This window comes from Selenomonas sp. KH1T6 (genome assembly GCF_900108415.1).
Lineage (GTDB): Bacteria > Bacillota > Negativicutes > Selenomonadales > Selenomonadaceae > Selenomonas_B > Selenomonas_B ruminantium_A.
In genome coordinates this window covers 13,808-28,505 of the sequence record NZ_FNWN01000012.1, presented here as the reverse complement: position 1 = coordinate 28,505, position 14,698 = coordinate 13,808, and the positions used below count along the sequence as shown (strand labels likewise).

General features: G+C 50.9%; 8 protein-coding genes and 2 pseudogenes. 7 read left to right on the top strand and 3 right to left on the bottom strand.

Annotated elements, in window-relative coordinates; translation table 11 throughout:
* The first annotated feature begins 43 nt into the window (after window positions 1–43).
* The 4 genes and pseudogenes from BLW59_RS08830 to BLW59_RS18325 all read left to right on the top strand — a co-directional run.
* Window positions 44–1,720, top strand: coding sequence for an AAA family ATPase (locus tag BLW59_RS08830; protein WP_081348464.1), 1,677 nt, complete (start codon window positions 44–46; stop codon window positions 1,718–1,720).
* A gap of 241 nt (window positions 1,721–1,961) precedes the next feature.
* Entirely contained in the window at window positions 1,962–2,255 is a 294-nt protein-coding gene (locus BLW59_RS08825) for a hypothetical protein (RefSeq protein WP_074697493.1), read from the top strand.
* A 93-nt stretch (window positions 2,256–2,348) separates the two neighbouring features.
* Window positions 2,349–2,705: pseudogene (locus BLW59_RS18330) on the top strand (flagellin); the annotation flags it as partial.
* A gap of 1,602 nt (window positions 2,706–4,307) precedes the next feature.
* Window positions 4,308–4,553 (top strand): annotated as a pseudogene (locus BLW59_RS18325) (flagellin); the annotation flags it as partial.
* A 174-nt stretch (window positions 4,554–4,727) separates the two neighbouring features.
* Here the strand turns inward: BLW59_RS18325 and BLW59_RS08815 are convergent.
* Window positions 4,728–7,376 carry an EAL domain-containing protein gene (locus BLW59_RS08815; protein WP_074697491.1) on the bottom strand — a complete coding sequence of 883 codons (2,649 nt, stop codon included), beginning with the start codon at window positions 7,374–7,376 and terminating at the stop codon, window positions 4,728–4,730.
* Between the two features lie 4 nt (window positions 7,377–7,380).
* Entirely contained in the window at window positions 7,381–8,430 is a 1,050-nt protein-coding gene (locus tag BLW59_RS08810; protein WP_074697490.1) for an extracellular solute-binding protein, read from the bottom strand.
* 387 nt (window positions 8,431–8,817) lie between these two features.
* Between BLW59_RS08810 and tnpA the strand changes: the two genes are divergently transcribed.
* Entirely contained in the window at window positions 8,818–9,213 is a 396-nt protein-coding gene (tnpA, locus tag BLW59_RS08805; protein WP_074697489.1) for an IS200/IS605 family transposase, read from the top strand.
* A gap of 2 nt (window positions 9,214–9,215) precedes the next feature.
* The gene (tnpB, locus tag BLW59_RS08800) at window positions 9,216–10,328 is read left to right on the top strand and encodes an IS200/IS605 family element RNA-guided endonuclease TnpB (protein WP_080706011.1); all 1,113 of its coding nucleotides are present in this window, start codon (window positions 9,216–9,218) and stop codon (window positions 10,326–10,328) included.
* 182 nt (window positions 10,329–10,510) lie between these two features.
* On the opposite strand, the gene BLW59_RS08795 is transcribed toward tnpB, so the two are convergent.
* Window positions 10,511–11,455 (bottom strand): AEC family transporter, encoded by a 945-nt coding sequence (locus BLW59_RS08795; RefSeq protein ID WP_074697488.1) that lies wholly within the window; start codon window positions 11,453–11,455, stop codon window positions 10,511–10,513.
* A gap of 312 nt (window positions 11,456–11,767) precedes the next feature.
* Between BLW59_RS08795 and BLW59_RS08790 the strand changes: the two genes are divergently transcribed.
* Window positions 11,768–14,557, top strand: coding sequence for a DUF4357 domain-containing protein (locus BLW59_RS08790; protein WP_074697487.1), 2,790 nt, complete (start codon window positions 11,768–11,770; stop codon window positions 14,555–14,557).
* The last annotated feature ends 141 nt before the right edge of the window (window positions 14,558–14,698 follow it).

The window sequence follows — 14,698 nt, the reverse complement described above, 5'->3', positions numbered from 1 at the left end:
ACAATAAACAAAAGAGAGAAAATTCACATGAGGGGGTGAGACCATGAAGCAGCATTATGTGATGCCGGTGGGGGTAGATGATTTCCGACGGGTGCGAGAACGGTATTATTATGTGGACAAGACGGATTTTATCAGGAAGCTGATAGACGGTCATGCCCAGGTCACACTCATTACCAGACCCCGGCGCTTTGGGAAGACCCTGGCCATGAGCATGCTGTACTACTTCTTTTCCAGTAAAGACGCAGAGACCAACCGTGTCCTGTTCGAGGGCACGGGCATCGAACAAGCCGGGGAGCGGTATATGGAGGAGCAGGGGACGCGGCCTGTGATATTTTTGAGTCTTAAAGACATCAAGCAGTCCCGCTATACGGGCATGGTGCAAATGATTGGCTCTGCGATGCAGGATCTTTATTATGAGTTTTCTTATCTGATGGAAGGAGATGCCCTTCCGCCCCATGAAAAGAAATACTTCCAAAGCGTGCTGGACAGAACAGCTTCCGAAGTGGATCTGCAGCTTTCGCTGAAGAAGCTGACGATATTTCTGTCCAGATATCATAAAAAGCCTGTACTGGTACTCATTGATGAGTATGATGCTCCTATACAGTCAGCCTGGGATCACGGCTACTATGGGGAGGCCATTGATTTTGTCCGCAATTACCTTAGCGCTGTGCTGAAGTCTAACCCAAACCTGGATTTTGCCGTACTGACGGGAGTCCTCCGGATTGCCAAGGAGAGTATTTTCAGTTCCCTGAACAACCTCAAGGTGGCCAGCGTGGCAGGGGGCGGCTTTGAGGAGGTTATGGGCTTTAACCAGGCAGAAATAGAGCAAATGGCGGCAGATTTTAATGTGCCGGAAAAGTATAAGGAAATCAAAGCCTGGTATGATGGGTACAATTTTTCCGGGAAGGCTATCTTCAACCCGTGGTCGGTGGTAAGTTATTTTGACCATGACTGCCTCCCTGAGCCTTATTGGGTCAATACTTCGGGAAACACCATCCTGGGACAGCTGCTTAGAAAGGCAGAGCCAGAGCAGGTGCGGGATTTGTACGCTCTGCTTAATGGTGGCTCAGTGAGGGCTCAGTTGGTAGAAGGAGCAATCTACACAGATATTGGCAAGAGCAGCCGCGCCCTATACTCGATGATGCTGAATACGGGTTATCTCACCGTGGCTGAAACGCCCAGGTCTTATGCAGGTGCCCGCACTGCTATGCGTATACCAAATATGGAGATTCGTCTGCTTTTCCAAGAGGAGATAATAAGCCGCCTGGCAGAAGCCGGTTCGGATGAAAATATGCTGGTGACCATCACGGAAGCTTTGCTGGAGGGAAGGGCAGAGGACTTTGCGGCGTCTCTGGAAAAATTCCTGCGCTTTGCTGTGAGTTTCTACGATACAGCTAACAAGGAAAGCTTTTACCATGGCTTGATGCTGGGGATGTTGGCTGCTCTGGTGCCTGCCTTTGAGGTGTTGTCCAATCGTGAAAGCGGCTACGGCAGGTTTGATATTGCTATATTACCGAAGGAAAAAGAAACCGCCGGCGCCCTGCTGGAGTTCAAGGTGGCTGAGAAGGAAGAGGTCTTGCCCGAACGGGCCCAAGAGGCTCTGGCGCAGATTGAGGAAAATGCCTATCTGACGGAGTTCGAGAACCGGGGCGTGTCTGAGGTTTGGCAGTATGGCATCGCCTTCTGCGGGAAGAAGTGCCATATTGAGGCGAAAAGTTAATATGAAGCAGGGCAGGAGCGCTTTGGTGGCTCCTGCTCTGCTTTTTGGGGAGGGATTATTATAGTTGATTTATTATGACATGATTAAGGTGTGATGGTTTTCTTTCAAACAAAAAATACTTGACTCTCTCTCTCTATATATATAATAAATACGGACGATTCTGATGAATAGCAAAGATTTTGCTACAAAATTATCTGTTTTTTTGCTTAATTGCGATAAAGGCTCTTGAGGAGTGATTAGCTTGGCAAAAATAGATACGATAACATACTACTTTGCCATAAGTGATGGCACGATTAAAAAAGCATTTGAAGATGATGACTATGCTTGCAGAAATTATGTTGATTCTATGAAGATAAAGTATGGCTGGAATGATGATCCTTATCATTTCGGCTATGCAGAATTGCCGGCAAACTGGAAGGATGACGAAAAATATGCAGAAGAATTCGGAGAGGATATAACTGTGCATATAGAGGGCGAGGACGATGATGTATACTCATTAGAGGACTTAAGACACATTGTAGATTCGCTAAAATAATTTTCAAATAACGGTTATAAACAGCAGACAGCACGATGGCTACCCATCGTGCCTTTTCGCATATATGAAAAAGGGGGAGGAAGACCAGTGGCAATGACAGTGATGAATAACCCCTCGGCCATGATGACTCTGGGGGAACTAAACAAGAATGTCTCAGCTTTGGGAGAGCAGCTGAAGAAAGTCGCCACCGGTACGAAAATTACTGGTGCCGGGGATGGTGCTTCGGAATACAATATTGCAGAAAAAATGCAGGTGCAGATACGGGGGCTGGCGCAGGATATAGAGAATACTCGCACGGGAAGGTCGATACTGAAAGTAGCGGAGGGCGGCATACAGGGGATTGTTGATGAGCTGCGGGAGATGAAGCAACTGGCCATCAATGCAGCCAATGACACTAATACGGATGCGGACAGGGCCACCATACAAAAAGAGTTCGACCAGAAGCTGAAGCAGATAGATGATATAGTGGCGACTACCAACTACAATGGGAAATTGCTGCTGAATGGTGAATATGGGCGCGGACGGGAATATGCAGCTACTGAAGAAATGGGTGGCAGTAGTGGAGGCGGCAGTGGTGGCAGCAGTGCTGTCGAGGAACCCGGCAGTAGTGGTGGCACTGGCGGTGTAGGCCCAGGGATAGAACCCAGCGACAGCGCTACCCTTATTTCCAGCGGCCCATATACCATCACTGCCGCTGGAGCATACGTGCTGGGGGTGGGTTTTACTGGTGATATCAATATTCTTGATGGACTGGTAGGGGTAAAAATAAAGCAAGCAACCCCCGACACATTAACAGATGTGCATATCAACGGCCCTGCCTCGGGAAATGCCAATCTGTGGATTGAAGGGCTGAATATACAAAATACTACTGACGAATCGTGGATAAGATTTTCCGGCAGTGATAATGTGTTGACCATCAAGGGGAGCAATAGCTTTAATACGACTTATTATTACACAACCAAAGCTTTTATCAATATTGGCGGTGGCCTTACCCTTGAAGGGGATGGCTCTTTGGAGATGTATGCTTGTTTGACAAGTGGCTCTGGTCACAGTGGTGCTATGATTGGGACAGATGGTCCTGTGATTGGAACACCTACTGGTGAGATTAGCACTGCGGATTTAATTATTAACAGTGGTACATATATTTTGAGAGAAAATCAGTATGCAGGAGGTGAGGGAGCCCAGATTGGCTCCGGGGGATGGGGCAGTATTGGTGATATCATTGTAAACGGCGGAACTTTTGATATTGTAAATGGTGGTGGCGCTTGCATTGGTAGCGGTTTTTTTGCTACAGCTGGTAATGTGACGATAAGAAATGCCAATTTTACTGGTGCTAACGATGACGGAGCCTGCATTGGCAGTGGTGCTCGCCGAGCCAGTGTAGGAAATATTACTATTGAAGATTCTGTCATAAACGTTGAGTCAAAACCACTGAATGGAGTTTCTGATGAAAACGATATAACTAACAGCGGTGTCGGTGCAGGCATAGGCAGTGGCGCTGGTTTGTTGGGTTCAGGAATGGAAGACAATTTTGCATCCTATGCCGGAGACATAACCATCATAAATTCCACTGTGAATTCTTCCAGCAATAGAGGTGCAGGCATAGGCAGCGGCTACTTTAGTCATGCAGGCAATATCTATATCAAAGACATGCTTGGGGAAGTGACAAGCAGGACAGGAGAAGCGATTGGTAAGGGGGAGAACGGTACCATCGGCACAGTGACTATAGAAACTACTCCCGGTTTTCCTGGCCCCACGGAAGAGCCTGGTCCTACAGAAGAACCTGAACCCGTAGATGAGCCTGCGACAACAGAGGAATCTAAAAAAAATGGCAACGCAAAACGCCGACTCAGCAGGCCACTCAAGATACATACCGGCACCAAGGCCAACCAGCGTATCAACTGCTATATTGAAGACCTGGGCACCAAGGCGTTATTCAACGTCAAGACCGATGCAGAGCTGGAAGACCTGGCCAACGTCAGAACCCGTGCCTCGGCCCAAAGGCTGCTGGGAAGTCTCACTGACCCCAGCGTTGAAGGCCCATTGGATAAGGCTATCAACTATGCCCTCAATGAAATAACCCAGATGGGCGCATATATCAATCGCCTGGAGGCAACGGAGGACACCCTGACCATCAACCATGAAAATACTACCAGTTCCGAGAGTGTAATCCGTGACGCTGATATGGCCAAGGAAATGACGGCATATACCAAGAGCAACGTCCTCGCTCAGGCCGCCCAGTCCATGCTGGCTCAGGCTAATCAAAATTCGTCCAGTGTGCTGAGCCTGTTACAATGATTGCTTGAAAAGGCATTTTGTAGCTGAAACTCAATATATGGACGTGAGGAATGTCTTATTTTTGAAAATCTGATATAGCAAGGGCAGGAACGCTTTTATGGCTCCTGCCCTGTTTTTGCTTATGGAAATTGCACTGCGGGACCTGCTTGCTGTAGGGGGGCTTTTGACTGGGGGTCATCCATGTTCGTCTAAAAACTTTTCAAATTCTGCCATGGGCATGGGCTTGGAATAGAGGTAGCCCTGGCCGTATTGGCAGCCGCATTCCTTGAGGATTTCTTCCTGGGTTTCGTTTTCGATGCCTTCGCAGAGGACGGTCATGCCCAGGCGCTGGCCCAGTTCCACGGAGGCAGTGAGGATCTGCCTCATGCGCTCGTTGCTCTCGGGGCCGGTGATCAGGGTGCGGTCTATCTTCATCACATCCAGAGGGAGGATGTTCAGGAGTTCCAGCGAAGAATAGCCGGAGCCGAAGTCATCCATGGACAGCTGGAAGCCCAGCCGGTGGAGGGTGCTGATGATGCGGATGGCCCTGTCCCGCCTGTCGGGATGGTCGATGAAGGAGAATGCTGTTTCTGTGAGCTCCAGCTCCACCAGTCCCGGACGTAGGTTGTAGGTGTCCCTGACTTTCTTCATGTAGAGCATATAGCCGTCCTGCAGGAAGTGCATGCGGGACTGGTTCACGGAGATGGGCACGGTCTTTTTGCCTTCATTCCGCCTGCGTTCCTGCATGGCGCAGGTTTCCTCCAGCACGAAGTTGTCCAGGGGGATGATGAAGCCGTTTTCTTCAAATATATTGATGAACTCTCCCGGGGGCATGAAGCCCATCTTGGAGCTTTTCCATCGCACCAGGGCTTCGGCTCCAGTGGTCCGATGGGTATTGAGGTCGTATTTGGGCTGGAACCAGACTTCGAATTCCCGCTGCTGCAGGGCCTGTTCCATTTCTGCTTCGATGAGCTGGCGACGGGCCAGCTGCTTTTCCAGTTTTTCATCGTAGACGCAGACCAGCCTGCCTGCTTCGTAGGCTTCGGAGATGGCAAGCTCTGCCCTGTGCACTGCCGTTTCCAGTTCCTCGGCCTTTTCCAGGCGGCAGATGCCGCCCTTGAGGTTCACGGCTTGCAGTTCGATGGCGGTTTCCTGCCGGATGATGCCCCGGAGAGTGATGGAAACCTGTTCTACCAGGCTGTCCATGGGAGGTTGTTCGTTGCCGGAGACGGGCATCTCTCCCAGGGCCATGATCATCTTGGCCATGCCGCTGACGGCGGTGGCCCTGAGTTTCAGCCTGGTCTGCAGCACCTTCAGGATGCGGGGCAGCTGCTCATCGATGATGGCCTTGCGGGTGCTGGTGCTCAGCTGGTTGATGGACTCGATGTCCACCCTCAGCACATAGCAGCGGCCTGCAGCGGCAGATTTGGCCAGCTGGCCCTTCAGGAGTTCGGGAATTTCATCCACGAACCAGCGCCAGTTGGGCAGCTCTGACCAGTAGTCGGTATAGGCTGCTTTCTGGATTTCTGCCACATGGCGGCGGCGGATGTGCAGGATGTAGAAGAAAAACAGGCACAGAGCCAGGAGCAGGGCCATAAGCCCGGTAAAGACCTGCATGGGATAGTTGTAGACAAAGGCGGAGAAGGTCTGCATCTTCCCCTGGAAGATGCCGCGGGTGTCCATGGTTCCCCGGAAATTGGAGGGCAGGGAGTTGAGGTCATGGTTCAGCACGGAGAGGAGCTGCCGCCCTTCGGGGGTGCCCTGTACGGCCAGGCCGATATCCAGGCTGCACACGATGTCGCCTGTAGCGCTCAGGTCGTAGTAGCCGTTGTGCAGGATATGGTACTGGGAGCTGTAGGCTTCCATGAAAGTCCTGTCAGCCCGCCCGTCCCGCACGGCGTCAAGGCAGTCCTCGGGAGACTGGCACCAGAGGATATCCTTTTCGTCCATATGCTTGATGAGAGTATCTACGGAGAGAAGTCCCTGGGGCAGGGCCACAGTGCCAGTGCGCCCTGTTTCGCCCCGCCGGGTGATCTCCAGGTAATTGGCCCTGGTATAGGAGGTGGTGAGGTAGAAATTTTCCTTTTGGGCCCAGGCAAAGTCCAGAGGTGTGCCGACCACGAGATCCACCTTGTCTTCTTTCAGTGCCTCGTAGGCTGCCGCCCTGTCTTTTACCCGCACCAATTCAAAGCTGACGCCCAGATCCGAGCTGATGCGTTCCAGGAGTTCCGCGTCAAGGCCCGCCAGCTTCCCGTCCCTTTCCTCCAGTACGGGAAAGCTGCCATCTGGCAAAGCCAGCCTAAGCACCGGGTGCTCTTTCAGGAATTTCGCCTCTTTGAGGGTCAGTATCAGCGGTGCCTGGGTATCTTCATGGTGGAAGTACTTTTCGCTGAGGTAGTCCAGTATATGGGGATAGTCCAGCCGCATTTCCTGTTCTGCCGAGAGGACTTCTTCGGCGAAGGCGGGACGACTGCTGCTGACAGTGAGGTGCAGGGGCTGCAGGAAATTCCTTTGCATGAGGCACATGGAGAGGGGGGAGAGGGTGAAGTCCTTTCCCTGCCCCGGCGGCAGGCCGGCAATCATGTCAATGGAGCCGCTGAGGAGACGGCTGCGGCACTCGTCCACGGTGCCTGGCAGGAAGATGAGCTGCCAGTCCTTGTACTGGGCGATCAGCTCCATATATTCATAGGCATAGCCATAAGGCTCCCCGTCCTCCTTCATGGAGAAGAACTGCGGGTCGCTCACCATGACTCCCACCCGCATTCCCCGGGCGGCATCTGCTGAGAGCGGCGCAAAAAGGAGGAAAAGGCCCACTACGGCGGCGAGCCAGTTTTTTATCTTCATGGCGCTACTCCTCCGTGTAGTATTTCTGGCAAAGGGCATGGAAGCGGTTGACCCAGTCCTGGCGGGAGGAGCTGACCAGAGCCCTGTCCTGCCGTATCAGGTGAAGTTTTTCCTTGGGGGGGAGGGGAGAGAGGGGGGAGACAGGCAGATCCATGCGCACAGGGCGGCGGTAGAGCTGCTCAGAGAGCTGCCGCTGGGCAGCAGGCCCCGTGAGGAAATCCAGGAGCTTCCTGGCCTGTTCCTGCTTCTGGGTGCCCTTGACGATGTATATGCCGTCCTGGTCTGAAAGCAGTCCTTCCCGGGGGTAGACCAGGTCAACGGGGGGGCCTTCGGAAGCGCACTTGGCGGCAGCTTCTTCAAAGGTCAGGGAAACAGACATGGGCCCCGTGTTGATGACGCACTTGTAGACCTCTGTGGAACTGCTGATGGTATTGCCGCCGATCTGGGCACAGAAGGCGTCCACATAGTCCCAGCCTGCCTCAGGGTTCCCGTCCCCCATGGCGTAAAGCATGCCCACCAGATGGGCATAGGCAGCTGAGGACTTGGCAGGGTCTCCCATGGCAATATGCCCCTTCAGCTCCGGAGCCAGGAGGTCCCCATAGCCTTTGATGGGAGGCCCTGGGTATTTGTCGTGGTTCACCATCAGCACGGCAGGCAGGTCAGAGAAAATCGTGGCACCTGCAGCCTGCTGGCGGAACTCCGGCATCATGGCCTGGTCATTGGTACAGGTATATTCCTCGAAAAGATCCATGCGGCCGGCTACGGTGCTGAGCATACCCCCCCAGAGCACATCGCAGACAGGGGCATCCTTCTCTGCCTCCAGTTTGTCCATGAGCTCGCCGGAACCTCCCCGGATGACTGCCACGGGAATGTTCGTCTCGGCCTCGAACTGGGTCAGCAGAGGCTTGATGATGGCAATGGGGTGGGGGCTGTAGACCACCAGCTTATCAGCCTTGTCGGCAGGCGGCGGCAGACTCTCATTTTGGCTGCAGCCCACGAACAGGGCAAGGGCAAAGGCTATGCAAAGGGCAATAGAACCCACTCTGGCAACCATAGTGCATCCTCCCTTGGAAATGTTCAGATACAACACTTAGGAACTATCACGAAATAACTTATACATCTTGCTTGCCCAAATTCCCATAGGCTGCGTTGTCGTCAGTCGACGTAGCACCGCTACGCCTCCTTTCTTCGCCTTGCCTATGAAAATTTGTTCTACGCCATCTGTACAACTTATTTCGTTCCAGTTCATTACAACTGGAGTGATTCTAGATATAGGTTGAATTTTCCTTCTTTTAACGTAGTCCGCCAGAAGTCCTCCACCTCTTAGGTGGGGGATGAAGGCGGGTCTGGCGAATTTGCGTAAGCAATTGAAGCCAGACAATTGTAGCGTAGATAGTTTTGTGGTATAATCAGTCGTAGAAGAGAAGAGGCTTGATATACCATGAAATTAGATAATAATAACCATTCAGTGTTCTTGCTCTATTACCATCTTGTGCTTGTGGTAAAGTATCGCCGTAAAGTATTCTCTGACCAGATGAGCGAATATGCTAAAGACTTATTTGTTCGGCTCTGCTCTCCCTATAATATAACTCTTGAAGAGTGGAACCATGATGTAGACCATGTGCATATAATGTTCCGTGCTCACCCTAACACGGAGTTGTCCAAGTTCATCAATGCTTACAAGAGTGCCAGTTCCAGGCTAATCAAAAGGGATTTTCCGGAAGTCAGGCGCAAGCTATGGAAGGAAATGTTCTGGTCGAGAAGCTATTGCCTGCTGACAACAGGCGGTGCTCCTATAGGTACAATCAGAAAATACATAGAAAATCAAGGCAGGTGAATATGATGAATAAGGCGTACCGATACAGACTCTACCCAACCAATGAACAAAAGATTATGTTTGCCAAGACTTTCGGTTGTGCCAGATTCATCTATAACAAGATGCTTGGCGATCGCCTTGACCATTACAAGAAAACCGGCGAGAAGCTAAACAACACACCTGCACAATACAAGGAAGAATTTCCCTGGCTGAAAGAAGTAGACAGTTTGGCTCTTGCTAATGCTCAGCTGAATCTGAACAAAGCATACAACAATTTCTGGAAGAATCGCAAGCATTTTGGCAAGCCCCGCTTCAAGTCGAAGAAAACAGGGCACTTCTCATATTCTACGAACAATCAGAAAGGCTCTGTCAGACTTGAAGGAAACAAAATCAAGCTGCCCAAGGTTGGCTGGGTAAAGCTGCGTCTGCACCGTCCCTTGATGGAAAATAGCACCATAAAGACCGTCACCATAAGTAAAACGCCCTCAGGCAAGTTCTATATCAGTATTCTGATGGAGTACGAAAACCAAATACTTCCCATAATACCAAAGAAGTTCCTGGGGCTTGATTTTGCCATGCACGGCCTGTACGTTGCTTCTGATGAGGATGATGCAGAATATCCGAACTTCCTACGGAAAGCCGAGAAACAGCTGGCTAAAGCCCAGAGAAAGTTGTCCAAACGACAAAAAGGCAGCCACAACCGAGACAAGCAACGACTTCGTGTGGCCAGGCTTCATGAGAGGATTGCAAATCAACGCCGTGACTTCCTGCATAAGAAGGCTCGCTATCTTGTAGACCGCTATGATGCAATTGGCATTGAAGATATCAGCGTCAAGGCGATGGCTAAGCACAAGAAGGGCGGTAAGTTCAGTTTTGGTAAATCCGTGGCTGACAATGGCTGGAATAAGTTTGTAAACATATTGGAATATAAACTTGCTTGGCAGGGCAAATCACTTGTCAAGATAGACAAGTGGTATCCCAGCAGTCAGTTATGTCACGTATGTGGCTACCAGAACAGCAAAACCAAAGACTTGTCTGTACGTGAATGGGATTGTCCTAATTGTGGCAGTCACCATAATCGAGACAAGAACGCTGCAATAAACATCCGAGAGGAAGCTAGGCGTATATCCGCCTAACCAAACTCGGCAGAATACCGTGGGTCGCACGGAAATCTACGCCTGTGGAGAGAGTGTAAGTCGTCGTAACTCTTCGGAGAAACGGTGCTATCCTCGTTGAAGCAGGAAGCCCCCGCCTCTTAGCGAAGCGTAGGCGGGGGTACGTTCACTATCTGTGAATACATGGGCTGTGCCATGACTATTCAAAAGAGCCCCAAGGTCTTGGTCACCAGTATCCACCCGAAAATGGTGAAGCAGGACAGCCCGGTGGTGAAGATGACGCAGTTGCCTGCCAGTTCCGCGTCGCTGCCCATCTGCTGGGCCATGGCAAAGCCCGCCACGGCGCAGGGGGTGGCGAAGATGGCCACCAGGGTCACAAAATCCACTCCCCTGAAGCCCAGGAAGGCGGCCAGGGTCAGCAGGATGGCGGGAGCTATGAGCAGGCGGGTGGCAGTGCAGAAGATGAGTTCCCAGCGGTGGTGGGCGGTAGTGCCCAGGCGGAAGCTGGCGCCCAGGATGATGAGGGCCACGGGAGTGGTGGCGGCGGCTACTTCTCCCAGAGGCTTCAGCACGGGAGCGGGCAGGTGCAGGTCTATGAGCCGCGCCAGCCCTGCGGCAATGGCGCCCAGAATCATGGGATTTTTCAGGATGCCCTTGCAGGTGGGCCAGAGGTCCAGCTTGCCGCCCCGGCAGGTTTCCAGTGCCACCACTGCCAGCACATTGTACATGGGCACGATGAAGGCAATCATCATGGTGGGCACTGCCAGTCCCTCGCTGCCGAAGATATTGCCTATCAGGGGAATGCCGTAGAGGACGAAGTTGCTGCGGAAAATGGCCTGGACTATGGCTCCCCGGCGGATAGGCACTTTCTTCTCAAAGGCATAGGCGGCGCCCATGCCCAGCAGGAAGAGAAAGAGCACACCCAGACAGCCGAAGACTATGAGCTTCGGTCTGAAAGCAGAGGCATAGTCAGCCATATAGAGGTTGTAGAACATCATGATGCAGAAGAAGACTTTGAAAACCATGCGGTTCACATGATTCAGCTCTTCTTCGGTGAGGAGTTTCAACTGCTTCACCATGGCCCCGATGCCAATGAGAATGAACATGGGCACCACGGCGCTTACGGCAATGAAAAAATTACTGGTCATTGTGTTACTTCCTTTGTTTTAGTCTGCCAACATTATGACACAGATGGGGGGAGAAGGGAAGGATTTGATTGACAGGGCATTTTGTGTAAGACATTATAAAGGTTCAGAAAATTCTTGATAATTTAAAATGGGAGGGAAAACTTTCTATGTAATGTGACATTTATTTTTATTCCTGAGGTAAAATGTGTCATAAAAGGTAAATTGCATCATCGAATGTCTTTTCGGGGGAGGGCAGATGTAGTATAATATTGGTGGTGCTTTATGTTTTTGTAATATAAAGTGAAAATTCGGTAAAATGGGCAGGGGTGTAGGATGAATCTGCCATTTAATGGGTACGAGCAGGCAAAATTTACAGAGGTTTACATGGGGCTTAGGGATAAGCCCTATGTGGCGTGGTACAAGGATATCGGCGAGTTGTCCGGTATCCTTCGAAAGTATGCCCTCATGCGGGGGCTGGAGATTGACGACACGTTTCGCAATAGTGCCGGCCTGATGATGCAGGCCAGGTGCATGCAATACATTGATACAGATGGCCTCAGAGGGATGTCCAATGGCGCGCAGTGGATGAAGGAAATGCTGGGGTGGTACAAAAGCGACATAGCAGGCTTCAAGAATTTTTTGGCAGAGGCCAACATACGCATGGGAATAACCAAGGCTGAGCCAAAGGAACTGCCGGAGGAAGAAATGCCGGAGTTACAAAATAGCGTCAAGAGCACCAAGCGTACAGATGTGCCGGAGAACTTGCATGAAGCTGCCCCCGAGGAAGACTATGCCCTGGATAAATACGAGACAGCCCTGCTGGTGGAGCTTTGCAGTCGCAGCTACAAGAATCAAGAGATGAAAGAGCTTTCTCAGCATATGCAGAAATATGTGGCAAGTCGTCACATCATGGATCGTGAAGGGTTACGGACAGTATATGCCCTGAACAAGCGCACCAGTTTCATCTACCGCTTGCTGTCTGAGAATGGCGAGAAGTCAGGTACACTGCCTTTGGAGCGGAAAATGACACTCATGTACCTGAAGTCCCCTTGGGGATTTGAGAAGCTGCTGGAGGAAGCCCGTGAGCGGCTGAAGCTGGAGAAAAAGCCTGTGGCTGAGTCTAATCCGGCACCTCAGGTGATGGCACCCAGCGTGGAGTCTGCAAAAGAGCCGGAGTATGAATATACGCCAGAACAGCATGTTGAAAAAGTCGGTGAGACAAAGCAGGGATCACTTACAGAACCACAGCTGCGTTGTCAGAAAATGCTGGAGGATTTTCCAAATGGTGTGAGCCTGAGCTCTCCCTTGGAGATGGATCGCTTTGTCCTCCGTTATGAGCAATTATATGGAACTGCTCCCACTAATCTCCTGGAGATATTGTCCACAGTTGGCAGGAAACGCGGCGACCGTGTCTTTCCTGCCGTTAGCGGAGAAGCCAGGGAGCTTTTACAAGAGATACGGGCAGAGATAAAGAAAGTGTTTGAGCAGGGTTATTCCTGTGTTTATTTAGAATCGGTCCTGGATAAGTACAGGGTGGAGCTAAACAGGGAAAAAGTGTACACAGTGGAGGAACTGTGCGAACTGTTGGAGATAAGCGCAAGCCAGGAGTGGGAGATAAGCGGTCAGCGTTTGGTACGGCGGGGCAGGAGGGCTAATCTAAAGGAAGATGTCCTTCGTTATCTGAAGGAGCGGGGCGGCCCCACCAGTCTGGACACCATGGAGCACGATATGTGGCAGGTGCCCATCACCACACTGAGACAACAAGGTATCAATACTAATGATGCCATCATCAACACCGATACCAGGATTTTTATGGCAGCGGAATCTTTCCCTCTCGGCCAAGGTGAGATTGAGAAGATAGCTGCTATCTTGAAAGAAGAACTGCCTGCCAGCCCTGCGGGAAAGCTGAAGGATGAGGAATGCCGCAAGATCATTTGGGAAAAACTCCCCGGAGTGAAAGCCGATACGAGGAATTTTACCATCAAAGCTTTTCATGGTGCTTTGAGATATTGGCTGAGTGGCCCAGGGCGAGATTTTGTCATCGAGGGCCGCTATATTGCTTTTTCGAATCAACGCATCCAGACAGGGACGGAAACTTTGAAACAGTTCTGCCTGAATAGAGATAGATTCACTGTGGAGGAATTGCAATCCTTTGCCAAGGAGAACAATATCACGCTGGCGAGTTATCAGGATGTGGTGAGGGAAAATTCTTTGCGCCTCAACAAGGAGGAATTCTGCGGGCTGGGGCAGGTGAAATTTGATGTCGCGGCAGTAGACAGTGTGCTGGAACTGTACTGCCCCGAAGATTATGCTCCTCTTAGCACCGTGAAGAATTTCATGCACCTGCCCATGCCGGAGGGCATATATTGGAGCGATTTCCTGCTGGAAAGCTATGTGAATTGCATCAGCCGAAAATTCATGTTGCTGCACGCCAGGTTCAGTGAATCGGAGATTGCGGGTGCCATGGTGCGGCGAGAGTCAGGGCTGACTGATTATGATGAAGTGCTGGCAGATGTGCTGGCAAAGAGCGAAGTCTGGTCAACCCCTGAGGAAGCTTTGGAATATCTGGTGGCAGAAGGCTATCTTGTTAGGAACAGATATGGGAAGATAAATGAGGCTATCAGGCAGGCAAAAAAAATAAGAGAAAATCCAGAGGCTGTCGCAAAAGCCAAGGAAAGATCTCCTGAAAACAAACAACATCCACAGGCGAGGGCTGAAATGCACAGGCATGAGCTGCCACTAATTACAGCGCTTGAGGGCGATGAAGAAAAAATGCAATTCTATTGCAACAGGGGCGGCGCGAATGCCATCGGATGTGTGACTGAGCATGGTTTTACGGTAAAAAAAGGCTCGAGTGTGTCTGCGGAGTCTATGCCATCAAACAAAACATATAATCACCTGCGGGAAGCTTTGATGCGAAAAGGGATAATAGATGGTGGCATTTTTCAAGAAGACTATGAATTCGCTTCACCGTCAGCAGCTGGCGCAGTAGCCTCAGGATATTCGTCTGATGGTAATGTTGATTGGAAATCGGCTGATGGAAGACCTTTCAAGGATTTTGGCATCAGGGTGCAAAGAGGCGAAGTCTTCTATGAGCATCAGCCTAAAAAAAAACACAACTAAATGATCGTAGACATCGGATTAAGATATGGTGGGAATTGACCCAGGAGGAGCGAAAGCTTGAGGCTTTACTGATGAGCAAACTGGCAGCAGAGTATTATGCTTATAAAGAAGTAAAAAGTTCGATTGCAAGAGAGATAGAAA

Excerpts from the sequence above, each read along its gene's own strand:
- BLW59_RS08790 (WP_074697487.1), top strand. The coding sequence starts at position 11,768 with ATGAATCTGCCATTTAATGGGTACGAGCAGGCAAAATTTACAGAGGTT.
- tnpA (WP_074697489.1), top strand. The coding sequence starts at position 8,818 with ATGAAATTAGATAATAATAACCATTCAGTGTTCTTGCTCTATTACCAT.
- tnpB (WP_080706011.1), top strand. The coding sequence starts at position 9,216 with ATGATGAATAAGGCGTACCGATACAGACTCTACCCAACCAATGAACAA.
- BLW59_RS08815 (WP_074697491.1), bottom strand. The coding sequence starts at position 7,376 with ATGAAGATAAAAAACTGGCTCGCCGCCGTAGTGGGCCTTTTCCTCCTT.
- BLW59_RS08810 (WP_074697490.1), bottom strand. The coding sequence starts at position 8,430 with ATGGTTGCCAGAGTGGGTTCTATTGCCCTTTGCATAGCCTTTGCCCTT.
- BLW59_RS08830 (WP_081348464.1), top strand. The coding sequence starts at position 44 with ATGAAGCAGCATTATGTGATGCCGGTGGGGGTAGATGATTTCCGACGG.
- BLW59_RS08795 (WP_074697488.1), bottom strand. The coding sequence starts at position 11,455 with ATGACCAGTAATTTTTTCATTGCCGTAAGCGCCGTGGTGCCCATGTTC.